24 protein-coding genes, 1 pseudogene and 2 riboswitches are annotated in these 23,835 nt (G+C 45.2%); of the genes and pseudogenes, 11 read left to right on the top strand and 14 right to left on the bottom strand.

Translation table 11 applies throughout. The features are described 5' to 3' along the window. Positions 1-108 precede the first annotated feature (108 nt). A complete protein-coding gene (locus tag MKX80_RS07575) occupies positions 109-1,458 on the bottom strand; it encodes a TrkH family potassium uptake protein (RefSeq protein ID WP_154997287.1) in 1,350 nt (449 codons plus the stop codon). Positions 1,459-1,606: 148 nt separating this feature from the next. Further along, positions 1,607-2,500 carry a protease HtpX gene (gene htpX / locus MKX80_RS07570; RefSeq protein ID WP_182070781.1) on the bottom strand — a complete coding sequence of 298 codons (894 nt, stop codon included), beginning with the start codon at positions 2,498-2,500 and terminating at the stop codon, positions 1,607-1,609. Positions 2,501-2,641: 141 nt separating this feature from the next. Between htpX and MKX80_RS07565 the strand changes: the two genes are divergently transcribed. Continuing rightward, complete coding sequence (locus tag MKX80_RS07565) at positions 2,642-3,361, top strand: DUF1836 domain-containing protein (protein ID WP_154997295.1); 720 nt, start codon at positions 2,642-2,644, stop codon at positions 3,359-3,361. Between the two features lie 134 nt (positions 3,362-3,495). Further along, the gene (locus MKX80_RS07560; RefSeq protein WP_043925366.1) at positions 3,496-3,693 is read left to right on the top strand and encodes an alpha/beta-type small acid-soluble spore protein; all 198 of its coding nucleotides are present in this window, start codon (positions 3,496-3,498) and stop codon (positions 3,691-3,693) included. 12 nt (positions 3,694-3,705) lie between these two features. On the opposite strand, the gene MKX80_RS07555 is transcribed toward MKX80_RS07560, so the two are convergent. The 4 genes and pseudogenes from MKX80_RS07555 to MKX80_RS07540 all read right to left on the bottom strand — a co-directional run bounded on the left by MKX80_RS07555 (position 3,706) and on the right by MKX80_RS07540 (position 7,524). After that, positions 3,706-4,797: an anti-sigma factor domain-containing protein gene (locus MKX80_RS07555; protein WP_268310272.1), complete on the bottom strand. Its 1,092-nt coding sequence runs from the start codon at positions 4,795-4,797 to the stop codon at positions 3,706-3,708. Next, positions 4,794-5,549 carry an RNA polymerase sigma factor SigI gene (gene sigI, locus MKX80_RS07550; protein ID WP_154997281.1) on the bottom strand — a complete coding sequence of 252 codons (756 nt, stop codon included), beginning with the start codon at positions 5,547-5,549 and terminating at the stop codon, positions 4,794-4,796. Before sigI ends, MKX80_RS07555 begins: the two co-directional genes overlap by 4 nt. Before the next feature lie 294 nt (positions 5,550-5,843). Continuing rightward, positions 5,844-6,735, bottom strand: a pseudogene (locus MKX80_RS07545) (TerC family protein). A gap of 147 nt (positions 6,736-6,882) precedes the next feature. Next, entirely contained in the window at positions 6,883-7,524 is a 642-nt protein-coding gene (locus MKX80_RS07540; protein ID WP_154997277.1) for a DedA family protein, read from the bottom strand. Positions 7,525-7,812: 288 nt separating this feature from the next. Here MKX80_RS07540 and MKX80_RS07535 point away from each other — a divergent pair, with 288 nt between their 5' ends. The 3 genes from MKX80_RS07535 (at position 7,813) to MKX80_RS07525 (ending at position 12,339) form a co-directional block, all read left to right on the top strand. Continuing rightward, a complete protein-coding gene (locus tag MKX80_RS07535; RefSeq protein ID WP_268336817.1) occupies positions 7,813-9,465 on the top strand; it encodes a diguanylate cyclase in 1,653 nt (550 codons plus the stop codon). 147 nt (positions 9,466-9,612) lie between these two features. Further along, positions 9,613-10,485, top strand: coding sequence for a Ku protein (locus MKX80_RS07530; protein WP_154997273.1), 873 nt, complete (start codon positions 9,613-9,615; stop codon positions 10,483-10,485). Between the two features lie 3 nt (positions 10,486-10,488). Continuing rightward, complete coding sequence (locus tag MKX80_RS07525; protein WP_182070784.1) at positions 10,489-12,339, top strand: DNA ligase D; 1,851 nt, start codon at positions 10,489-10,491, stop codon at positions 12,337-12,339. Between the two features lie 5 nt (positions 12,340-12,344). Here the strand turns inward: MKX80_RS07525 and MKX80_RS07520 are convergent, their stop codons facing one another. The 3 genes from MKX80_RS07520 to MKX80_RS07510 all read right to left on the bottom strand — a co-directional run bounded on the left by MKX80_RS07520 (position 12,345) and on the right by MKX80_RS07510 (position 13,422). Beyond that, the gene (locus MKX80_RS07520; RefSeq protein WP_020451117.1) at positions 12,345-12,806 is read right to left on the bottom strand and encodes a MarR family transcriptional regulator; all 462 of its coding nucleotides are present in this window, start codon (positions 12,804-12,806) and stop codon (positions 12,345-12,347) included. Between the two features lie 174 nt (positions 12,807-12,980). After that, positions 12,981-13,160, bottom strand: coding sequence for a hypothetical protein (locus tag MKX80_RS07515; protein ID WP_025812004.1), 180 nt, complete (start codon positions 13,158-13,160; stop codon positions 12,981-12,983). A 106-nt stretch (positions 13,161-13,266) separates the two neighbouring features. Then, on the bottom strand, positions 13,267-13,422 hold the full coding sequence (locus MKX80_RS07510) for a hypothetical protein (protein WP_154997268.1): 156 nt from the start codon (positions 13,420-13,422) through the stop codon (positions 13,267-13,269). Between the two features lie 191 nt (positions 13,423-13,613). Between MKX80_RS07510 and MKX80_RS07505 the strand changes: the two genes are divergently transcribed. Further along, entirely contained in the window at positions 13,614-13,946 is a 333-nt protein-coding gene (locus MKX80_RS07505; protein WP_020451114.1) for a MerR family transcriptional regulator, read from the top strand. A gap of 43 nt (positions 13,947-13,989) precedes the next feature. Here the strand turns inward: MKX80_RS07505 and MKX80_RS07500 are convergent, their stop codons facing one another. From MKX80_RS07500 to MKX80_RS07490, 3 genes are all read right to left on the bottom strand, one after another. Further along, the gene (locus MKX80_RS07500) at positions 13,990-14,385 is read right to left on the bottom strand and encodes a hypothetical protein (RefSeq protein ID WP_339228267.1); all 396 of its coding nucleotides are present in this window, start codon (positions 14,383-14,385) and stop codon (positions 13,990-13,992) included. 90 nt (positions 14,386-14,475) lie between these two features. Next, positions 14,476-15,831 (bottom strand): magnesium transporter, encoded by a 1,356-nt coding sequence (mgtE, locus tag MKX80_RS07495; RefSeq protein WP_154997263.1) that lies wholly within the window; start codon positions 15,829-15,831, stop codon positions 14,476-14,478. A gap of 247 nt (positions 15,832-16,078) precedes the next feature. Further along, a riboswitch (M-box (ykoK) riboswitch) is annotated at positions 16,079-16,243 on the bottom strand. Positions 16,244-16,383: 140 nt separating this feature from the next. Further along, positions 16,384-16,539, bottom strand: a complete 156-nt coding sequence (locus MKX80_RS07490) for a transcriptional regulator SplA domain-containing protein (protein WP_154997293.1) — start codon at positions 16,537-16,539, stop codon at positions 16,384-16,386. 293 nt (positions 16,540-16,832) lie between these two features. Between MKX80_RS07490 and MKX80_RS07485 the strand changes: the two genes are divergently transcribed. The 4 genes from MKX80_RS07485 (at position 16,833) to MKX80_RS07470 (ending at position 21,777) form a co-directional block, all read left to right on the top strand. Continuing rightward, complete coding sequence (locus tag MKX80_RS07485) at positions 16,833-17,786, top strand: S8 family peptidase (protein WP_003181011.1); 954 nt, start codon at positions 16,833-16,835, stop codon at positions 17,784-17,786. Between the two features lie 133 nt (positions 17,787-17,919). Continuing rightward, a riboswitch (cobalamin riboswitch) is annotated at positions 17,920-18,107 on the top strand. Positions 18,108-18,256: 149 nt separating this feature from the next. Continuing rightward, a complete protein-coding gene (gene metE / locus MKX80_RS07480) occupies positions 18,257-20,545 on the top strand; it encodes a 5-methyltetrahydropteroyltriglutamate--homocysteine S-methyltransferase (protein WP_154997260.1) in 2,289 nt (762 codons plus the stop codon). 207 nt (positions 20,546-20,752) lie between these two features. After that, positions 20,753-21,067: a DUF5082 domain-containing protein gene (locus MKX80_RS07475; protein ID WP_154997258.1), complete on the top strand. Its 315-nt coding sequence runs from the start codon at positions 20,753-20,755 to the stop codon at positions 21,065-21,067. Further along, positions 21,064-21,777 carry a hypothetical protein gene (locus tag MKX80_RS07470; RefSeq protein WP_154997255.1) on the top strand — a complete coding sequence of 238 codons (714 nt, stop codon included), beginning with the start codon at positions 21,064-21,066 and terminating at the stop codon, positions 21,775-21,777. Before MKX80_RS07475 ends, MKX80_RS07470 begins: the two co-directional genes overlap by 4 nt. A gap of 60 nt (positions 21,778-21,837) precedes the next feature. On the opposite strand, the gene MKX80_RS07465 is transcribed toward MKX80_RS07470, so the two are convergent. Beyond that, positions 21,838-22,470: a histidine phosphatase family protein gene (locus tag MKX80_RS07465; RefSeq protein WP_154997253.1), complete on the bottom strand. Its 633-nt coding sequence runs from the start codon at positions 22,468-22,470 to the stop codon at positions 21,838-21,840. Positions 22,471-22,616: 146 nt separating this feature from the next. On the opposite strand from MKX80_RS07465, the gene MKX80_RS07460 reads away from it, so the two are divergent. Continuing rightward, positions 22,617-23,087 (top strand): nucleoside deaminase, encoded by a 471-nt coding sequence (locus MKX80_RS07460; protein WP_154997251.1) that lies wholly within the window; start codon positions 22,617-22,619, stop codon positions 23,085-23,087. A gap of 28 nt (positions 23,088-23,115) precedes the next feature. On the opposite strand, the gene MKX80_RS07455 is transcribed toward MKX80_RS07460, so the two are convergent. Then, entirely contained in the window at positions 23,116-23,778 is a 663-nt protein-coding gene (locus tag MKX80_RS07455; protein WP_154997248.1) for a hypothetical protein, read from the bottom strand. Positions 23,779-23,835 lie beyond the last annotated feature (57 nt).

Below are 23,835 nucleotides of genomic sequence, written 5' to 3'. Positions count from 1 at the left end.
GCTTCCCCCTTTTTTTCAAGTCCGCCATTTAAGCATTATATCATACAAATAAATACAGCGACCGACTTTATGATCATAAAAAAAGACAGTTTAACTAAACTGTCTTTCTTATCCGATAATAATTCTTTCCTTTGGATAATGGTAATTCGCTTCGATTTCTTTTCTGCCGAATAAATAGAGCAGCGTGACAATGCCGATTCGGCCGATGAACATCAGAAGGATGATGACGCTTTTGCCAATCGTGCTCAGATCTGGGGTGATGCCCATCGACAAGCCGGTCGTACCGAAGGCCGAACACACTTCAAACAGCAGTTCAAGCAAAGAATGCTTTTCCGTCACTGTCAAAATGAGTGTCGAGCCGAAAACGAGAATAACCGCCATCAGCGTCACAATCAATGATTTCATTAAATCCGCCTGGTGCAGTTCCCTTTTGAAAACCTTCACCGATTTATTTCCCCTCGCGAAGTGGAACAGCGCCAACAGATTTAAGGCAAAGGTCGTTGTCCGGATGCCCCCTCCGACAGAGCTTGGCGAAGCGCCGATAAACATGAGCATGCACATAAATAAAACAGTCGTATGCGTGAATTGGCTGATGTCGATCGTTGCGAGTCCGCCGCTCCTGGTCGTCGTCGACTGAAACAGCGAAAAGAATAATACCTCGTGCCACGATTTCCCTGAAAAAGCAAAGCGCGCTTCCATGGCAAATATGCCGATCGCACCTCCAATCACTAAAAGGAAAAAAGTGACTGATGTCAATTTGGTAAACAGGCTGAAAGAGAATTTGCGCTCTTTGCTGAGCAGAAAATCCTTCACCTCGATGAGAACCGGAAAGCCGATCGCTCCAAGAATGATCAGCATAATCACGATAAATTGAACGAAATAATCATGCTGAAACGGAATCAGCGAGTTGCCTGTAATGTCGAAACCTCCGTTGGTCGTTGCACTGATGCTTGTAAAAAATCCGTGCATAAAGGCTTCTCCAGGTGTCTCAAAGTACTTTAAGAAATAAGTGCCGAGAATCAGCCCGCCAAACAGCTCGATCAGCAGGATTAAGCCCAGCACGTGCTTCATCAGCTTGACAAGGCCCGATAGGTTGGATTGATTTTGATCGGTCATAATCAGCCGGCGCTCTTTCAAGCCGATCCGCTTGCCGAAAATCAGCCAGACGAATGTTCCCAGCGCCATCACGCCGATCCCGCCAAATTGCAGAACAAACGCCAAAATCCAAATTCCCGCCGTGCTGAATGTATCAGCTGTATCAACAACCGTCAAACCGGTTACACTCACTGCGCTCACCGCAGTAAAAAGGGCATCGATAAAAGACCATTCCACACCATTCTTGTGTGCAACAGGCAGACTCAATAAAATAACGGAAACCGTCACCGCCAAAAAATAATAGAGCGCGATCAGCTGTACAGGGGACAGCACGCGCAATAGTTTTCTCAATAAAACCTTCATAATCGTTCCTTCTTTTTAATATTCAAAAGTTGCGCTTCTTCTGTATAACGTGTTCCATTTTAAAGGAAACATGCTCTTATGTACAGCCGCTTTTCGATTTTTAAATTTAAAAAGCAAACCCCCTTGGAAAAGGGGGTTTGCATATTGATTATTTTGCTTCCAAACGGCGGATTCTGTCGCTTAAATCAGGGTGTGTTGAGAAAAGCGATGTGTGCTTTTTCCCGTTGATTTTCAAAGTTGCAACAGATGCCTGCTCTTCTTTAATTCTTGAAGTGTACTGCTCAAGCGAGCGGAGCGCGTGAATCATCTTGTCCTTGCCTGCAAGGTCTGCTCCTCCTCTATCCGCATGATATTCGCGGTGGCGGGAGTACGCAAACACGACAAGGCTTCCGAGAATAGAGAACACAATTTGGAAGACGATGACCGCGATAAAGTGAACGATCGGCGCCAGCTCTTCACGGACAACGCGTGAAACAGCCCATGCCGCAATTCGGGCGAAGAAAACAACGAATGTGTTGACAATTCCCTGAAGGAGCGTCATCGTCACCATATCGCCGTTAGCGATATGCGCCACTTCGTGGGCAAGTACGCCTTCCACTGCGTCGTCATCCATTTCCTGAAGAAGGCCCGTCGATACAGCGACAAGCGAGCGGTTTTTAGACGGCCCGGTGGCAAAGGCATTCACTTCACGTGAATTGTAGATGCCGACTTCAGGCATTTTTGTCAGTCCGGCAGCGCGGGACAGCTTATATACCCGGTCAACGAGCTGCTGTTCTTCGTAGCTGAGCGTTTGCTTATCAGGATTCAGCACCTGAACGCCCATCGCCATTTTCGCCATCCATCTTGACATCAACAGCGACATAAAGGAACCGACAAAACCGACAACAGCACTGAATACGAGAAGCGCAACAATATTGATGCCGCCGTCAGCCGTGAAATACGTGCCTACGCCTGTCAGCGAACCGATAATGGACAGCACGATACCGATCGTCGTAATGACTAAAATGTTCGATAAAAGAAAGAGAAAGATTCTTTTTCCCATGATTACCTCCATGTTATAATAAGATCAAATGAACTTGTATAATAAAATTATACGGCATAGAATTGAAAATGCAAGTGATAAGACGTAAGATAATGTTTATATTGTTTGCTATTTCATTTTAATACATAATGAGGTGGAATGATGAAACCTTTTAAACTGACTCGCCTGGAAATGGCCAAACTGATGTACGCTTTAAAAGGGCAGCTGGATGTCAGTCCGCTTGCGATTCTTTTGAGATCGGCCGATATAGCGCCTGATGAGCCGGAAGATAATTTGGACATCCCCGAATTCATTGTCCGGTACGAACGGAAAAAACAAAAAACGGAACATGGACTTTCCACAAATGAAATTGTTGAACTTGGAAATTTGTGCGAACTGACATCTTTAAAATCGACAGCCATCCAAAACTGGATCAAACGCGATATAAAAGATTTGATGGGACATCCGGAACTCGGCAAAAAATATTCCATCGACCAAGCCGTCATCCTTCTCATTGTACGAGACTTAAAATCGGTTTATGACTTCGAAACGATCCGTCCGATCTTAACAACGGTTTTTAATACGATTACAGACCGCTCCGATGATGTGGTGAGTCCGCTGCGCTTTTATGAAGGGTATGCGCGGGTTCTTGATCATGTATACCGGATCAAAGACTATACGCTCAATGAATCGACGCTCGAAAAAATCGTCATCGAACAGACTGGCCAGCTCCGCGATTTTTACAAAGATCTGGCCGATCCCGAATGGAACAAAGCGAGAGACATCACCGCAGTCACAGTGCTGTCCGTCATCGCTTCGCACATTCAGGCGACCGCCCATTCCATGATTGACAGCGTCTTCTTAAAATATGATATGAAATAATCGCCGCTGACCGGCGCGCCTGGCTTTTCAATAGCCAGGCGTTTTTTTGCACCTTCAACAATTGCCAGCATAAAAAGCCTCCGTCCAATTCAAACTAAACAAGCAGTACCAATTGAAAAAGGAGTTGAGAATGCATGGCAAGAACGAATAAGCTCCTCGTTCCAGGGGCAGAGCAGGTTTTAGACCAGTTCAAATACGAAATCGCCCAAGAGTTCGGCGTCCAGCTCGGCTCGGACTCGGTTGCTCGGTCAAACGGGTCTGTAGGCGGGGAAATGACAAAACGACTTGTACAGCAGGCACAAGCTCAATTGAATGGGCATACTGACAAATAAATATCCTTTGGATTATTCGCCGGGACCGCTCGGCGGATATTCTTGTTTATTCGTTTGGTCAGAAGGCTTTTTCTCCTTTTGGTAAGGAGGTGTTTTAGAGCTCTCTTGATTTGAACCGGAACCGCTTTTCGGCGTTCCTTCCTCCGTCCGCTGACCGTCTTTGTCATTATGGTTATGTTCCTGAGGGTTTTGGGTATTAGGGGATTTTGACTCCTTTTCTTTTTCCATTTCTTGATCAGATTGAGACTGATCTTGATCTGAAGGTTTTTCGCCGTCCGGATGATCTTCCGTATCTGATTCTTCATCATCCGTATGTTGTTCCGGCTGATCTTCTTCTTTCACAGCTTTCTCCTTTTCTCCTGTGTTTTCTTCCTGCTGTTGATCATCTTTGCTATCTTTATTGTCATCATCTTTGTTTTTGTCTTCTAATTCATCTTTGTGGGAGCGGATATAACGGCCTGTTGAAATGCCTTCTTTTTGGGCTTTTGCACGCGTATCAAGGTCTGATTCCACCGCTTCCATCTTATAATTCTGCTGCTCGTATTTTTTCGCTACATCATCGATTTCACTTTTTACTGTCGCCTTATACGTGTCATCTTCATTGTTTTCGTATACTGTGGCGATAAGCACTTCTTTAGATTCGGTGACATAACCGCTCTTGTCGCTGTCTTCGACAATTTCACTGATCACTTCTTTAAAGTCAGACTTTTCCCAATTTTTTATACTATCCATTAAGTCCTTCCCATCCTCGTTCAGCGGCACCAAATCGATAACTTCACAGTTTTTGTTGAGCGTCAATTCAAAGCTTGGGTTGATATCGATCGTCATGTAGGCGTATGCTTTATTGTTTAAAACATCAGGGATGATCATGAAAGCGAGCAGCATGATCGCCGCGATTGAAAAAACGCCGGCTTTCAGCGGACGGAGCGCAAGCAGGTCAAAAAAGCCCGCACGCCTCCTCGACATTCTCGTCTCCGCGGGAAAAGCAATTTCCTGACCGATTTCATAATCTTCCTCTGTGCTCTTTGCTTTTAAAAATTGTCCGTCAGGGGTTAGCAATGTGACGAATTTTTTATTTTTTTCTACAATAATTCCTCTTCTCATGAATTGAGCACCCCTTTTAGATAATCTTTAAGGTAAACATAATCGCCCGTTATAATGATCGCCATAGCAATGATATATTTGCGGTTTCTCTCTACGGTTTTTCTGCTGACTGCCACCAGCTTCTCAAGCTGTTTGACGGGAAGCTGCTTCTTTTCAAACAAGATCTTTTTTAATTCTTCATGTTCGACTAGCGTATATGCCACTTTGATGGCGTTTTGCCTTGCATCCGTATGTTTCGGGGAATGCTCCAGCAAATCGGAAAAAGACAGGCCAAAACTTTTAAGCCTTTCTTTAAAATGGAGAATCTCCTCCCGCCTTTGCTCCTGTTCGAGCATGCGGTTGAATTCATGAATGGAAAGCTCCGCTTCAATCATGCTTTGGGAGGATTCCTGTTCTTCTCCTTCTTGCATGTCCATATAGATATTCTGGGCATTTCTCGCTTCTTTTCTGATATAATCAATGACTTTGCGCTTAATGATCAGCTCTGCAAATGCCAGCAGAGAATTTCCTTTATCTGAAGAATATTTTTCAATGGCTTCATTGAATGCAATCAAGCCGATGCTGAATTCATCATCTTTTTCATCTATATATCGTTTGCACACGGATGAAACCGTTTTAGCCACAAAAGGCTTATACTGATCGATAAGCTCGTTTTGCAACTGCTGATTTCCTTTTTGTATGCTTATTACAGACTCTTCTAATGTTTGTTTCTTTTTTCCTGTCTTAAACAAAAGGCTAAGCACTGGTTTCACCTCAGTTCCTCCCTATACTACTCATTAATGATAGCTAATTTGATAGGGATTCGCAAAGGAGAAAACGCGGTATTCATTTCTAATTTTTCAATTGTGACAGTCATTTGTTTGATCTCCTAGAACAATTCGTGATCTGTTTGACGATTAAGGGGGTTTTCCCGCCGTTTTTGTAACATGCCTGTTAATAAAATGAAATCTTATTTCGGTTGATCTAGGGCAATCTTCCCCGTCGCTTCCTCGTGCGGGCAAACAAAAAAGACCGCCGGTAAGACCCGGCAGTCTGGTGAAGGCTGTTTACTCCTCTGCAGCTTTATTCTCGTGTTTGTTCGGATTTGTCATAAACCATCCCCCGAGCGCAATGGCAATCAGCACCGCCCAGAAGATGAACTTCCAAGTACCTGAATGAATAAAATGTTCAGAGACGATGTTGATTTGCGGGTGTGCGAGCGTATAGAGCGTCAGTTTCACACCAACCCAGCCGACAATCAGAAAAGCAGCCGTTTCCAGGCTCGGACGTTTCTTTAACAAGTTCACAAATTGACTTGCAGCAAAACGCATAATAATCAGTCCGATGATCCCGCCGGCTAAAATCACCATGAACTGTCCGCCGTCAAGTCCGCCGATTTGCGGCAGGTTCGTTGTCGGAAGTGTGACAGCCAGCGCAACCGCCGCCAAAATCGAGTCGACGGCAAACGCGATGTCTGCCAGCTCAACTTTGATAACTGTCGGCCAAAAACCGCTTTGCTTCGTCTCTTTCACTTTGTCGTCCTTTTTGAAAACGTGGGTTTTCAAAATATGATGGACGGAAATGTAAAGCAGATAAACGGCGCCGATCGCCTGCACCTGCCAGACGTTGACAAGGAAAGAGATCGCAAACAAAGCGCCGAACCTCATCACAAACGCGCCGGCCAACCCGTAGAAGAGCGCTTTTTTTCTGTCTTTTTCAGGCAAGTGTTTAACCATGACCGCCATGACTAGGGCATTGTCCGCGGCCAAAATGCCTTCGAGCCCGACTAAGATGAGAAGAACCCAACCATATTCAAGTAATAATGCTGCATCCATTTTGTAATTCCTCCTAAGTGATTGTCTCTTTCTCTTATTCCCGCTAATGCGGCAGGGTATTTTCAGAAAACAAAAAAGACCTCTGCCAACATTAGGCAAAGGTCTTGCTAGACATGGTTATCATTGATTAAAACATGCCAACAAAGCCGATGGATGAACATCCATGAACTGACGACTTTGTTTCCGGTTTAACATCCGGACGCTACTCCCCTTTGGGATAAAAGAAAATATTGAATTATAAGATAATATTAACCTCATATGCGCCCGGCTGTCAATCCTTATTTTTATTTAAAAAGGCTGAAACGTTTTGCGATTTGATTTTGTTCCGCCTGCCTTTCACCCAAAGGTAAAGAACGAACAAAACGATGAATCCGATGCCGACCGGAAGAAGGTATCCGTCCAATAAGCTGCCGACCTTACTCCAGTTTTCGCCGAGGTAAAAGCCTAAATAGACATAGACGAACGTAATCGGCGTGATCGCAAGGAATGTATAAATACAAAATACCCACACATTCATTTTAGCGAGTCCGCACGGAATGGAAATCAGCGTTCTGATTCCCGGTATAAAACGGCCGCTGAATGCGACAAACCCGCCGTGCTTTTCAAAAAACCTGTCCGATTTTTCGAGCGCTTCAGGCTTGATGAAGAAGTATTTGCCGTAGCGCTCCAAAAACGGCCGCCCCCCGTACCTCCCGAGCCAGTAAAGCGTCAGCGGGCCTGCAACACCGCCCAGTGAACCTGCTGCAACGACCCCGATCAGCGACATATCGCCTTGATACACCCAGTATCCGGCAAGCGGAAGAACGATTTCAGCCGGCACGAATTCGATACACAGCGCCAGAAAAATACCTAAATACGAGAGGCTTTTAAACGCCTCAGCCATTGATAAGATAAACTCTTCGATATCGACCACAACCTTTGACGATTGATAATTTCAAGTTCTAAAGAACGTACAAAAATGATTTTAACACAAATCGGGAAAATTGAAGAGCAAAACGGGAAGTCCTCCTTAAAAAGAACAGGAGGATATCATTTTTTATTGGCGAATTTCATTATGTATAGTATAATTCACGAATTATACCGGGTTTAGCGCTATTGCCGCTTTTTTTATGTCAACGGTTAAGAGTACGGCAGTCTAGCCTTTCAATACAGTATAGAAATTTAGACTTTTCATCATAAGTACAAAAAGGCGGAGAAGAAAGTGACAGAAGTTTTTGGTGAATATAATGGATGGTTCGTCCTATTATCCTATATCACTGCGGTTTTGGCAGCTTACACAGCCCTTGATTTATCTGAACGGGTCGTACATACAAAAGGCAGGAAAAATATAGGATGGCTTTTGGCCGGTTCCCTCACGATGGGGCTTGGCATCTGGTCTATGCACTTTATCGGGATGGTGTCATTTCAGACAGCCGAAGAAATGAAATACGATTTGAGATTTGTCTTGTTTTCGATTGTTGCCGCTTTCGCAGGCTCGCTCATTTCATTTTATGTTGTGAATGGAAAAAAACCGACGAATGCAAGACTGGCGGCCGGCTCCCTTGCAATGGGAAGCGCGATTGCATCCATGCATTTTATTGGGATGGAGGCGATGGAGAATATGACAATCGTCTATCATCCCGTTCTATATGCCGCCTCTTTTGCAATCGCCATTTTTGCCTCCTTCGCTGCCTTAAAACTGTCAGTTGTATTCGCCAAAAAAACCGGCTCCTTTCGGATATTGTTCATTAAAATCGGAAGCGCGCTTTTAATGGGCGGCGCGATTTCCGGCATGCACTATACCGGAATGGCAGCTGCTACGCTTTTCATGGCTGACGGCCGTGACACAGGCCATGAAGGAATCGATACAGTTGAACTGGGCATCATGATCGTGCTTGTCAGCCTGATGCTTCAATGCTTCTTGATTTTCGGCGCCTTCACTGACAAGCGTCTGCTCCTTCATATCGAAAAAATTAAAGATAATGAGGAACGGTTCCAGTCCTTGATCAACCACAATATTGATCCAATCTACGTTTTTTCGCTTGAAGGCAAGATGCTTTCCGCCAATTCATCGGGATACAGCCTTCTTGAAAAAATGGGAATTGAGCATGAGCGCCTGTCATCCGTTTTTCGGCAGGAGGACCATGACAGGCTGCTCAGCTGGTTTCTTCAAGTCCAAAATGAAAAACAGGCCATCAACCGCGATACGGAAATCGTGACAGCTGAAAAGCGTTATGATTTAAATGTGACGCTGATACCGGTTTACGTCAGAAAGCAGCTCGACAGCATTTATGTCATTTGCAAAGATATGACAAACCAGCGTGAAGCAGAACGCAAAATCCATAGAATGGCCCACTATGACGCGTTGACAGATTTGCCAAACAGACGGTATGCAGTCGACCATCTGGCAAATGTTCTAAAGCGGCAGGAAACGGGGACGGCCGTGTTGTTTTTGGATTTAAACCGTTTCAAAGTGTTTAATGATGCCCTTGGCCACGACGTAGGGGACCTGCTGCTGGTGGCGGCAGCACAGCGTTTGGCTTACTGTGTGCCCGATCAAGGCTTCATCGCCCGGCTGGGCGGTGATGAATTTATCATTGTCACTCCTTTACAAGGGACAGATCAGCTGACCAGGCAATTGATCAGTCAGTTTGAAACGCCTTTTCACATTAAAGAGCACCGCCTCAAAACATCCGTCAGTATCGGAATCGCCGTTTCTCCGGCCGATGGAACAGACGGTGATGAGCTGATGCGAAAAGCCGACATGGCCATGTACGCCGCAAAGCACAAGAGCAAAAGCAGATATCGGTACTTCTCGTCTTCCCTCGCCAGAAAGAACAGACCGTCATTGCAGGAGGAAACCGAGCTGAACTAAGCGCTTTCTCCAAGCAAATCACTGTACCGCCGCAAGCATCCGGGCTGAATTCCGGATGCTTTTTTTCGCTCTGTTATCCATAAGTTGCTATTCATGAAACAATCTGCAGAGAGGCATCAATAAAAGAAAAGGAGTTGAACCGAACCGATGCATACGATGTGGAAAGGCTCAATCAGCTTCGGCCTTGTCAATATCCCCATTAAACTGTTTGCAGCGACAGAGGATAAGGATATTAAATTAAGGTCGCTTCATAAAGAATGCCGCGCCCCTATTCAATATGAAAAAAAGTGCACAAACTGCCATCAGGAAATCGCGCCCGACGACATCGTCAAAGGCTACGAATATGTTAAAGGCAAATACGTCGTCTTATCGGACGATGAGCTGAAACAGCTCAAAGAAGAGCAGGAAGAAAAGGCCGTCGAAATTGTTGATTTTGTGCAACTAAAGGAAATCGATCCCATCTATTTCAACCGTTCATATTTCGTCGGACCGGGAGATAACGGTGTAAAAGCGTACTCACTTTTGCGCGAAGCGCTCAGAAAAACAGAAAAGATCGGAATCGCCCATATGACCATCCGCTCAAAAAAACAGCTCGCTATTCTTCGCGTCTACGAAAACTGCATTTTAATGGAGTCCATCCACTACCCTGATGAAGTCCGAAACGCAGCCCACGTACCCGGTGTTCCGGAAGAAACCGCGGTCAACGAAAAAGAGCTGCAAACCGCGATTTCACTAATAGACGAGCTGACGACAACATTTGCGCCTGAACAATATGAAGATACGTACAGAATCGCGCTGATGGATAAAATCAAAGAGAAAATCGACCAAAATGAAGGTGTCACGCCAAATGCTGGGGCCGCCGCTCCGCGCGAGGATGTCATCGATCTCGTGAGCGCTCTCCAAGCCAGCATCGAACGGACAAAAACGCCTGACCGGGAAGCAGCAAAAGCGCCTGTTGCAAAAGGAACCGGTGAGAAAAAGAAAAAAACGTCGCGCAAAAAAGCTTCAGAGGCAAAATAAAAAATGGGAATCACGATGCAGCCCGTATTGACTACATCCGCTCCCACAGGCGGCAATTGGCGGTATGAAGCCAAATATGACGGGTATCGAGGACTTTTAAAGATTTCGCAGTCCGGCGAAGTTTCGCTGATCAGCAGAAACACGCAGCCGCTCGAAAACACCTTTCCGGAAATTACGGAATTTGCAAAAAGTATGATCGAAAATCTCAAAGAACACTTGCCGATCATGATTGACGGGGAAATTGTGTCGTTGACAAACCGTTTTCGTTCCCGGTTTGAATACGTCCAAAAAAGGGGGCTAAGCAAAAAGGCAGAGTTAATTGAACAAGCTTCCGCGAAGAAACCGTGCCAGTACTTGGCTTTTGATTTACTGGTCTTTAAAGGAGAAAGTTTAACCTCGCTCCCCTATACCGAACGAAAACGCATGCTTTCCGACCTGATGAAAGAGCTCGGCTTGCCGATGGCTCCCGATCCGATGGCTCATGCACGAATTCAATACATCCCTGACACTTCTGATTTCCACGCCCTTTGGAATGCTGTTAAAAGGTTTGACGGCGAGGGAATTGTCGCGAAGAAAAAAGACAGCCGCTGGGCTGAAAATAAAAAATCGGCCGAATGGCTCAAGCTCAAAAACTACAAAAAAGCTGCTGTATTTATGACAGGCTATAACATGGCAAACCGTTATTTGACAATCGCCGTCTATGACCGCGGTCAAATCAAAGAAGTCGGTTCGGTTTCCCACGGACTCGGAGAACAGGAAAGAAACGCCATTCTTTCGATCGTCAAGCAATACGGAACCGAAACAAAGCCCGGCGAATATACCATTGATCCGTCGATTTGCATGACGGTTCATTATTTAACGATTCATTACGGGACATTGCGCGAGGTGTCGTTTGTTTCATTTGAATTAGACATGGCATGGGAAGATTGTACTTACAAGCGGCTGCTGCTTCATTCAAGAAACGTCCATCCCGATTTGCAGCTGACAAGCCTTGATAAAGTCATCTTTCCTAAAAGCAATAAAACAAAAGCGGATTACATCGGATATCTGAATGAAATCGGCGATTTTCTGCTTCCGTTTCTCGACAATCGGGCCCTTACCGTTATCCGTTATCCACACGGTTCCGGCGGAGAATCTTTTTTCCAAAAAAACAAGCCCGACTACGCACCCGAATTTATCACGTCCATTCGGGATGATGAGCACGAGCATATCATCTGCAGCGATTATTCGGTTCTGCTGTGGCTTGCCAACCAGCTTGCGCTGGAGTTCCATATCCCTTTTCAAACGGCCGATACGGCCCATCCGACCGAAATCGTTTTCGATCTTGATCCGCCTTCAAAGTCGGAGTTTCCGCTGGCCGTCAGAGCCGCGGAAGAGCTGTACCGTTTATTTGATCAGCTCGGCCTCTCATCATTTCCAAAGCTGTCGGGAAATAAAGGGATACAAATCTATATTCCGATTTCAAAAAACGCCTTTACTTATGAAGAAACCCGCCTTTTCACAAGCTTTGCGGCTTCTTATTGTGTCTCGCTTTTTCCCGATCTGTTCACAACCGAACGCCTGATTAAAAACAGGGGAGGGAAACTCTATATTGACTATGTGCAGCATGCTCCGGGAAAAACGATCATCTGTCCGTATTCCACAAGAGGCAATGAGCTTGGCACAGTAGCCGCACCGCTGTTTTGGGATGAAGTCCATTCAGACTTGTCACCCTCTAATTTTACGATGGAGGCTGTCGTCAAACGCACAAAGGAACTCGGATGCCCTTTCGAAAGCTTCTTCAGACAGCCCCAAGACAAACAGATCAAAGCTATTCTCGATCACTTAAAAGAAAATGACCGTTCGGAAAACTGACTTTTTCAGCGAAACAATAGGTGCTGGCTGTGGATTCCGGCTTTTTTCAGAAGGGCCATCAGCTGCTCCTGTTCCTCTTTTGTCAAGCCTGAAAAAGCCCGTGCAATTCTCAGGGAGTGGATCGGATAAATCTCATCGAGATATGCCTTTCCCTTCTCCGTCAAATTCGCATAGACAGACCGTTTATCTTTCGGGTCCTGCTCTCGTTTGATGAAACCGTTTTTTTCCAGTTTGTCGATCACATAGGTTACGTTCCCGCTTACAAGGAGCAGCCTCGAGCCGATTTGCTGCAGCTTTTGGGCTCCCCTCGTATACAAAAGCTCCAATACAGCAAATTCTGTAGGATTAAAGCCGTGTTCCTTGCTGTCCCGAATACTATGTTCTGAAACGCTTTTAAAAGCCCTGGCAAAAACCTTGTACAGCGACATAGCACGGTGAACTTCTTCCTCATTAAACGAAAGTCTCATATCATCTACCTCTTATACTATTTTCTTAAAATGAACCCGGGAAATGAAAACCCTTACAAATGTAGAAAAAGAAAGGGTCATGCTTTTCCCATATTCTATATGTATATATTTTCGTTATCCGAAAGAAAACTCCTGCTTATTTTTTTTAAGATATTAAAAAGAAGCCCGTTTTTTTCAAAATGGCCGATTTTGAAAACGGGCTTTATTTTTCCGAAAAAAATAAAAATATTCATTTCTGAGTTCCGTAATCGTCATCCTCTGCAAAACATCCTGATTATACTCACCGAGTGAGTTCAGTTTTTTTAAATAGTGGTTTCTTTCCTTTTCCAAAGCGTTTTTTAACAATCTGCTCATGATCTTCTCCTTTCATTTTCGTTGATTGTATACTATAAGAATAGACCTTATTTATTAACCAGGCTTTAAGGGCTTGTAAAGTTTGCTTTCACTCCCCCTTCCGGATTTAAGAGGACTTTTGATAAAAGCCGTTCTGCACCGCTCTCAGCAGCGGAAACGCATCCTTGCCGGCAAGCTTCATTAATGTCTCGAGCAATTCGTCTCTCTTATTGTCTAAGGCAACGATTTCTTTGGCGAGTGAGATTGCTTTGTGTTCCTTCATCCAACGATTCCCCCTCATCAGTCTGTACCTACAGCATACAAAACACTTTTACCCATTGCATGGTTCCTGTAAACTTTTCTTCCGTGGTTTTTTAAAAAGTTTTTCAACAATGTTAGATTTTCTAACAGATGTCAGGTTTTTTCGCGCGTTTTCTTATATAATACAAAAAAAGTCATCTTAGGGGTGGGAAAATGACAGTCGAAGATCTTTCTTATAAAGATAAAAAAGTGATTTCAATTGGCATTGTCAGCGAGCTGACGGGTCTGTCGGTCAGGCAGATCCGCTATTACGAAGAACGCAAGCTGATCTATCCGCAGCGCTCTTCAAGAGGCACGCGCAAATATTCCTTCGCTGACGTCGAACGGCTGATGGAAATCGCAAACAAGCGGGAAGACGGTGTTCAGACGGCAGAAATCCTCAAAGATATGCGCAAAAAAGAACAGAGGCTGAAAAACGACCAGCAGCTCAGAAAGAAAATGCTCGAAGGACAGCTTAACGCTCATTTTAAATACAAAAACCGCTAAAAAAAACGAATCATTCCCTCCGGATGATTCGTCACCTGTTTTCCTACTGTTTCGTTTCCTTTATGTATCCAATGAAATCAATCATAACGCCTTTATCTGGATCATTGCGTATCCGAAACGCGATCGTTCCGGGCTGACCGGTATTTTCCATCTTATAAGCGGCATGAAACACATGGATGCTCGCTTCAGAAATTTGAAAATCATCAGCATGAAGCCCGGAAATTCCACATTTCTGTTTGTCTTTCAGGATTGTTTCCGGAGAAGGGTTTGCGCCCTCCACGTACAACCGCTTCATCTTTGATAAATCATCGTCTAATATTGCCTCAAGCATATCCTCAACTGCGACGAGCCGCCTGTCTTTTCCTTCATCTTCATTCTTACAGCCGGCAACAATCATTGCAACGGCTAAACAAATCAGCACAGCTGCAATCCTTCTCATACCAATCCCCCCTGATCTCTGCCTAAAATATAAAGGCTTTTACGGATTCTGGCAAGCAAAAAACCCTCCCTAAAAAAGGAGGGCTGCTGCTTACAGCGAATGAATGAATGCAGTTGCAATGCCGAAGTAGATCAACAGTGATAAAATGTCATTTAATGTTGTAATCAGCGGACCTGATGCAATCGCAGGGTCGACGTTGCACTTGTGAAGGATGATCGGGACGATCGTTCCCGCCATCGTTCCGATGATCAGCGTGGCAAAGAGCGAAGTCCCTACCACAAATCCGAGCAGCAGATTCCCCTGCCATACAATCGCGATTCCTGTAATCACGACCGCACACACAATACCGATAATAATGCCGGCCTTGAGCTCCCGGAAAATCAAGCGGAAAATCGTTTTTTTATTGAGCTCTTCTTTTGACAGCCCTCTGATAACGACAGCGAGGGACTGTGTTCCGGTGTTACCCGTCATTCCTGCGATCATCGGCATAAAAAAGGCCAATGCGACAACCTGCTGCAGCGTGTCTTCAAAATAGCTCATGATGCTGCCTGAGATCAAACCGATGAACAGAAGCAAAATCAGCCACGGCAGACGTCGATATGCAGCGACATACGATTTTGTATCAAACGTGATCGCTTTACCTGATGCAGCAAATTTTTCGTAGTCTTCATTTGCTTCTTGGATGACGATGTCAATAATGTCATCGACCGTTACGATCCCGACAAGCTCATGGTTTTTTTCTACAACGGGAATCGCCAGAAAGTCGTACCGCTCAATGAGCCTTGCGACTTCTTCCTGATCTTGAAGAGCGTCCGCCGATATGACCCTTGTAAACATTAATTCCTGTACCTTCTCATCGGGTTCTGCCAAAATGAGATCCCGGTATGAGATAACCCCGACAAGCTGCTTTTGTTCATTGATTACGTATAAATAGTTGATGGACTCTGCGATTTCCGCAAAGCTTTTCAGCTTGACGACCGCTTCTTTTACAGTGTAATGCTGCGGAATCCAGACATAGCGGTTTGTCATGATTCTTCCCGCTGTTTCAGGCGGGTAGTTCATCAGAACGCGGACCGCTTCAGATTCTTCCGCTTCCATGCTGGAAAGAAGCTGGTCTTTCAGCTCTGAGTCCATTTCTTCAAAGAGCGCGGCAAGGTCGTCGTTGTCCATTTTATTCATCACATGGATCGCCTTTTCCTTGCCGACCTTGTTCAGAACGACAAGCTGCTCTTCTCTGTCAAGTTCGCCCATGAGATCGGTAATGTCTTCAACCGTTAAAAAAGACAGATACCGGCCGCGATGCTTTTCGGGCATTTCCTTAAACAGAATCGCCATATCATAAGGCTGCAGTTCCTCTAAAACGTTTTGAAACTCTTTTCGTTTTCCGTCTCTCAGTAAAATAATAATGCGTAAAATCAGTTCATCATATGTCATGTTTTTTACCATGGCAATCTGTACCTCCCTTTTCAGGAGATCCTTATATCACCATAGCAAAAGGGGTGAAGTATAAGGATCTCCTCATCAATCAATGTGTGATGCTGTAAAATATTTCTCGTATGTTTAAACCGCCTCGAATGGGGAGAATCCATACTTCCACCTCCTTGATTAATACGGAAAGTTCACTTTCCTCAAAAAATAAAAAAACACCTATTCATCGAAATGAAGGTGTTAAAAGCCATACAAAATAAAACCCTAACGCCTTCCATCGTAGAGCTTTAGCACTGTATGGCATAGGCAGCATGCCAGCTGCATTAAAAATCACCTTAGATCGATGATTTCTGTTGACCCATTGGCGTCTTTGGACATTTTTGGGCAGCAGCGTATCTCCATACAGGAGCCTCACCTAACGAAGAGCTGTATTTACCGGACACAATGAGATTACAGAAAAAAAGGATAACTGTCAATAAGAAAAGCAACTTTCATGCTCTCTATTATGTGTTGATACCCTTTTTCGTCAAAATTAAACCAGCTCTTTCGCCGAGGTGCCGAGCTCCGTTCTTATTTTTCGCTTTCCTGTTCAAGGTCGTCCTTTGACAGCAGGTGATAGTTTTCGTGCAGCAAAAGCGCGTATTCTCCTTCATATTTTGGATGCGGCACAAACTCCGCCTGCTCGATTGATAATTCGTCTCTTTTTTCATCTTCATGTTCTTTCATCATGTATCAACTCCTTTTTTTTAATAGGATATCCTTTTGCCGGGATAATATGATGAAGCGAAATCTCATATATCTAGTGATTCTCTCGCCCTTTCACCGCTTTCACAGGTCTTTTCGCTTACAATTCCAGCATTGTTCGCAGTTATTCGACTTTTCTCCTCTATTATCTATATTTTTTAACTTTTCATAAAATTCATACAAATGAACCTTTTTTTAACAAAGTGAATGTTTTACAATAAAATCACGCACCTTGTAACCCATCTAAAGCAGCATATAACAAGGAGGGCTTTGAAATGCAAATGCGATTAATTCCTTATGTCACTGACACAAAGCTGATGGACGTGAACGAACTGCCGGAAGGAATCGATGCGATTAAGGCACCGGAGCTGTGGTCACAAGGTTTTAAAGGAAAAGATATCACTGTCGCAGTGCTTGATACAGGCTGTGATGCAACCCATCCAGATTTGGCAGACCGAATCATCGGAGGCAGAAACTTTACTGATGATGACAACGGAAAAGAAGATCAATTTCATGATTATAATGGACATGGCACCCATGTGGCGGGTACGATTGCCGCAAACGATCAAAACGGAGGCATTTCCGGCGTAGCACCCGAAGCGAACCTATTAATCGTCAAGGTGCTCGGCGGTGAAGACGGCAGCGGGGATTATGAATGGATCATCAACGGGATTAACTACGCCGTCGAGCAAAAAGCCGATATCATTTCAATGTCGCTCGGCGGTCCTGCCGACGTTCCGGAATTGAAAGAAGCGGTGACAAACGCCGTGAAAAGCGGAGTGCTTGTCGTCTGCGCCGCAGGAAACGAAGGCGACGGCAATGACCGTACAGAGGAGTACTCATACCCGGCTGCATACAACGAAGTCATCGCTGTCGGGTCCGTGTCATTGACGCGGGAGTCTTCCGAATTCTCAAACGCGAACAAAGAAATTGACCTCGTTGCACCTGGAGAAGAAATCCTCTCTACATTGCCTGATCATCAATACGGAAAGCTGACGGGAACATCGATGGCTACACCGCACGTCAGCGGCGCGCTCGCTCTCATCAAGTCAGCTGAAGAAGAGGCGTTTAAACGGAAACTGACAGAACCCGAACTGTATGCTCAGTTAATCCGCCGCACGCTTCCTCTTGATTACTCAAAAGCGCTGATCGGCAACGGATTCTTATATTTGTCAGCGCCGGAGGTACTGGCGGAAAAAGCCGGCGAAGCAAAACTTCTTTCCCTTTAACAGCCTAAAGGAGGCTGCCGACAATGTCGGCGGCTTTTTTCATGGCCTTGCATAAGGCTGAATCTTTTTAATTGCAAGAATTCAAAAATTATTTTGACTAAAAGATCGTGGCGGTATATAATCTACTAAACAATTTCATCGCCGGGAACATGGTAATCTAACGAGGTTAGATTTTAAAAGGGAAGTTTGGTGAAAATCCAACGCGGTCCCGCCACTGTGAATGAGGAGGTCATTTCATAAAACCCACTGTTTCTATATGGGAAGGGGGAAATAACCGTCGATTCATGAGCCAGGAGACCTGCCTGTTCTGACGCACCAAAAACCTACGGTCGATAGGAGGTGTTCGAGTTGACGTAACAATCGCTACGTTTATTTCTCGTTCGCAAAATGCTGTTTTCAGGCATTCACCTTCTCATTGTCCGAAGTGTGAGTGTCTTTTTTTATTGAACACTAAAAGGAGGAGACCAGAAATGACTAATGTAAAAACGAGCAGCTTGGGTTTTCCAAGAATCGGCTTGAACAGAGAATGGAAAAAATCGCTTGAGGCTTATTGGAAAGGAAACACTGACCGTGAGACCTTTTTAAAAGAAATGGACGATCAATTTTTAGCAGCGCTCCAGACTCAGCTTGATCAGCAAATCGATATCATACCGGTTTCCGACTTTACCCTGTACGACCACGTTCTTGACACGGCGGTGATGTTCAACTGGATTCCAAAAAGATTCAAGGATGTAAATGATCCTTTAGATACTTATTTCGCAATGGCGAGAGGCACGAAAGATGCTGTATCGTGTGAAATGACAAAATGGTTTAACACAAACTATCATTACATTGTGCCTGAATATGAAAAAGGCGCACAATACCGCGTGACAAGAAACAAACCGCTTGAAGATTACAAAAGAGCAAAAGCAGCATTGGGAACAGAAACAAAGCCCGTCATACTCGGCCTTTACACTTTCGTAGCCCTTGCAAAAGGCTATGAACAACAAGACATCAAAGATATTTATAACCAACTGACACCTCTTTACATCCAGGTTCTGAAAGAGCTTGAGCAGGAAGGCGTCAAATGGGTGCAAATTGACGAACCTGCTCTTGTGACGGCTTCACATGAAGAAGCGGCTGCTGTCAAAGAAATCTATCAGACGATGACAGAGGAAGTCCCTGGACTGAATATCCTTCTGCAAACCTATTTTGACTCGATTGATGCTTATGAAGAGCTGATATCGTTTCCTGTCGCCGGAATTGGGCTTGATTTTGTTCATGATAAAGGGAAAAACTTCGAACATCTAAAAACACACGGTTTTCCTAAAGACAAAGTCCTTGCCGCCGGCATTTTAGACGGACGCAACATTTGGAAAGCCAATCTCGAAGAGCGCCTGGACCTGACACATGAGCTGATCCAGAGAGCGGGTGTTGACGAAGTCTGGATTCAGCCTTCAAACAGCCTGCTTCACGTCCCTGTCGCAAAACACCCTGGCGAACATCTTGCCGATGATCTCTTGAACGGTTTATCTTTTGCAAAAGAAAAGCTTCTGGAGCTTACACTGCTGAAGAACGGACTTGTTTCCGGAAAAGCGGCCATCCAAGCGGAAATCGATGAAGCTCACAGACACCTTCAAGCTCTCAAACAGTACGGTGCAGCCACAAATTCGGCCTTTGCCGAAGAAAGAGACAAGCTGACTGAGGAAGACTTTAAACGCCCGACAGCTTTTGAAGAAAGACTGCGGATTCAAAATGAATCTCTCGGACTTCCCCTATTGCCGACAACAACGATCGGCAGTTTCCCACAGACGGCGGAAGTGCGGAGCGCGCGGCAAAAATGGCGGAAAAAAGAATGGTCCGACGAGCAGTATGAAGCATTTATTCAGGAAGAAACAAAGAAATGGATTGATATTCAGGAAGAGCTCGGACTTGACGTTCTCGTTCACGGAGAATTCGAACGGACAGACATGGTTGAGTATTTCGGCGAAAAGCTCGGAGGATTCGCCTTTACTAAATACGCCTGGGTTCAGTCCTACGGTTCCCGCTGCGTCCGGCCGCCGGTCATCTACGGAGATGTCGAGTTTAAAGAGCCGATGACGGTAAAAGAAACAGTTTATGCCCAATCCTTGACCTCGAAGAAAGTCAAGGGCATGCTGACAGGGCCTGTTACCATTTTAAACTGGTCCTTTGCCCGCTATGACCTGCCGAGAAAAGAGATTGCCTTCCAAATCGCCTGTGCCCTCCGTAAAGAGGTTGAGGCGCTTGAAAAAGCAGGCATTCGAATCATTCAGGTCGATGAACCTGCCTTGAGAGAAGGCCTGCCGCTTAAAGAACGGGATTGGGACGAGTATCTCAAATGGGCTGCCGAAGCGTTCAGACTGTCCACTTCATCCGTGGAAGATACGACGCAAATCCATACGCATATGTGCTACAGCAACTTTGAAGATATCGTAGACGCGATCGAAGATCTTGACGCAGACGTCATTACGATTGAGCACAGCAGAAGCCACGGCGGATTCCTTGATTATCTGGAACAGCACCCTTACCTGAAAGGGCTCGGGCTTGGCGTATATGATATTCACAGCCCTCGCGTCCCTTCCAGTGATGAAATGCTCACGATCATAGAAGACGCGCTGAAAGTCTGCCCGGCTGATCGCTTCTGGGTCAACCCTGACTGCGGTTTAAAAACGAGACAGCCTGAAGAAACGATCGCAGCGCTTAAAAATATGGTTGAAGCAGCCAAACAAGCAAGAGGCAAACTGGCTCAGACTGTTTAATTTCACAAAAAATCCAACACAAACGCCGCCTGTTCACACGGGCGGCTCTTTTCATGGCCTCAGTCCTTTTTAGGCCGAAAGAACCGTTATATAAGGTACGTCCGCCCAAAAAACATTAAGACTTTTGATTCATTCGTACGATTTCCTTCCGTATCCTTTTCTTTTAACATATTTGTAGTAGATGATGGAAGGGAAGGAAAATATGTAGTGATTGACGATGGAATAGCGTTAGAACGAAAAATCAAACGAAAAATATATCAGGAAGACATTCACTCTCTTCAGCTATACGTAAAAGACGTGAATGCCGCCATTGATGAGCTGAGGCAGGAAAGTTCTTCTATTTTGAAAGCACACCAAATGTATATCAACGGATGGCGCGGACAGGCGCGCGAAATGTATGACGCGCTTTTGGACGATCTTGACCGAGCGGAATCCCGCGTGTATGACAGGCTGAGAGCCATTAAAGAGCAGGCGTCCGAAGAAATTGAGCGGCTTCAGCTGAAAGCCGAGGAGCTGACATGACGATCCGGCTGAACATCAATGATCTGCACGCGCTCGCCCGCCAATTTCGCTATTCCCACCAGCGAATCAGCGATTTAATACACCTTTTGAACCGCCATTTTCATGTTCTTTTCTCCAGCGTGAAAACAGCAAGGACATACGGCATCGATCAGGCGCAATCCGAAATGGAACATGAACTCAAAGGATTTTTACACACGCTCGAAGATTTGCACCATCTCCTGCACTTTACAGAAATCCGCATGAAAAAGACCGACCAGATGCTTGCAGAGAAGCTCTTCAACAGCGGCGGGCGTCTGGCGGGCTACCTGCCGATCATGTCTTTTTTGGCAGCAGCCAAATGTTCCTCTGACAGCTACAGACTGACCGCTCCGCCGCTGTCTGAACCGCTCGCTCTCATGAAGCAGATCAAACAAAACGGTCTGTCAGGACTCTTTACGAAAAAACGAGCAGCAGCATATATTCAGTTTGATGAAGAGGGACAGCAGCAGCTGTGGTCAGCACGCCGCATGATCAGCCGCACAATCGCCGACAACCTTTGCCTTCTGGCATATCAGCAAATCGCAAAAGGCCCGCTTTCTCTTACGGTCTTACTTTTCGGAAAAAAAGCGGAAGCAGATGCGGCAGATGTCAAAACCGTTTGTCTTTCAAAAAACAAACCGATTTCCGCTGCCACGCTTCACAGCTTCAGTGCGAAAATATATTCCGGCTAAGAGGCGCAAGCCTCGCTAATAGAAAAAGCCTGATTTCAACAATCAGGCTTTTTGGCATGCCTACCAGGTGGCATTCTTTGCTTCTACTCTATGTTCCCCGTCTCCTTCTCTTTCGATCGTGACGCTTCCATCCTCGGAAACTGTTACAACCGCAAGAGCTGTGTCATGAACATAGCTTGAATTCCATAGTTCACTGACCGGCCTCTTTTTCAACACATTCAAGAGCATCAAAATAAACACGGAATGGCTGACAATGAGGACATTGCCTTCCCGATGGCGGCGGAGAATGAATTCATACGCCTGGCTGACCCGTTTTTCAAAATCGTAAAAGCTCTCCCCTTCATCAGGCATGTATGTTTCAGGCGCATTAAAATACGCTTCGAGCAAGTCAGGATCGCTTTGTTTGATCTCATCATACGTTTTTCCTTCCCAGCGGCCGATCGAGATTTCTTTTAATCTGTCGTCTGTTATAAAGGGAATGCTGCGGTTCTGCAGCATAGCCCGCGCGGAATCAACGGCCCTGCCGCTTGGACTGGAATATGCAGCCTGGAATTGAACACCTTTCAGCCGTTCGCCGAGGGCATTTGCGTTTGCCAGCCCCAAAGCCGTTAAATTGGAGTCTTCCCAGCCTTGCATTCTTTTTTCTATATTCCATTCCGTCTGACCGTGTCTTGCAATATACAATGTAAGCAAAACATCATCCCCCGTTCATCATACTAGCATTCATTGTATGCGATGTGCGGTTTGAAATCAAACATACTGAATATTCTGATACAAGTTTATTTTGCCGGATTCATCAGCTATAATAAGAAGGCAGGACAACCAAGGAGGATACAGAAATGAATCATGAAACATTTTTGCAGCGCGCAATCGACCTTGCGGTGGAGAGCGTGAAAAGCGGCACAGGCGGACCTTTTGGCGCTGTGATTGTCAAAGACGGCCAAATTATCGCCGAGGGAAAAAACAATGTCACAACAAGCAATGATCCGACAGCGCACGCGGAGGTAACGGCTATTCGGCTCGCCTGTGAAGCACTTGGCGATTATCAGCTGAACGACTGCATTCTTTATACAAGCTGTGAACCGTGCCCAATGTGCCTGGGAGCCATCTACTGGGCGAGACCGAAGGAAGTTTACTTTGCCGCTCAGCATTCAGATGCCGCATCGGCCGGTTTTGACGACTCTTTTATTTATGAAGAAATCACCAAAACGAAAAGCGAACGGACAATTCCTTTTTATAAAATGGACCTTCAAGCAAAGCTTGAGCCTTTTCTTACGTGGGAAACTACCGATCAAAAAGTGGAATATTAAAAAAAGCTTCCTTATAAAGGAAGCTTTTTCATTTTGAAGCAGACGGCTCATACCATTCAAGCTTTTGATCTTCCGATTCAAAGTCAAGGCTTTCTGCTTTTCCATCCTTTTCAATTTCAAGCCTGACGATTTTCCCTTTCAGTTTTTCAGGTGCTTCGGCAACATCCCTCTCAAAATCGGCTGTTTTCTGATAAGTTTTTTCCCCTGCTTTTGTTTTGATTGTAATGTTTTGCTCCGACTCACTGACAAACGTGGCGATGATTTTTCGGCTGCCGTCTTTCTCCTGCTCATATACGCCATTTTGGTCGGCTTTTGACTGCGGCATTAGCTCGGCTTCTTCCGCTTCTTGCGTTTTTCCATCCACCTCTACCTTCACAAGCTTCCCGATTAAGTCATCATGGTCTTCTTCGCTGTGAAAGCGGCTGCTTTTCGGGACAATCAGTTCCTTATCCTTTATTTCGAGCGTGATTTGGTCATCTTCGGCATGAACATACTTGCCTATCAAATCAAAATCTTCTTCAGACCGGATATTTTTGTCAAGAGAATATGTTTTCAAATCAGGCGCTTTCTGTTTGGCCGTATCAGCCGAGGGTTGATCTCCGTTGTTCTCCTTAGCTCCGGTTGCGCATCCTGCAAGGACAAAAGCGAGAGAGAGCACGGTGTATACAAGCGCTTTTTTAAGATATGACATATGCTGCTCCTTTCTAAAAAAGAAAGCAAACAAGCTTTGTTTGCTTTCTCGTTTTCA

Origin of the sequence: Bacillus sp. FSL K6-0972 (assembly GCF_037976035.1) — a bacterium.
GTDB classification, from domain to species: Bacteria; Bacillota; Bacilli; order Bacillales; family Bacillaceae; genus Bacillus; species Bacillus haynesii.
The sequence above is the reverse complement of the archived record's forward strand: the minus strand, read 5'-3'. Positions and strand labels throughout refer to the sequence as shown.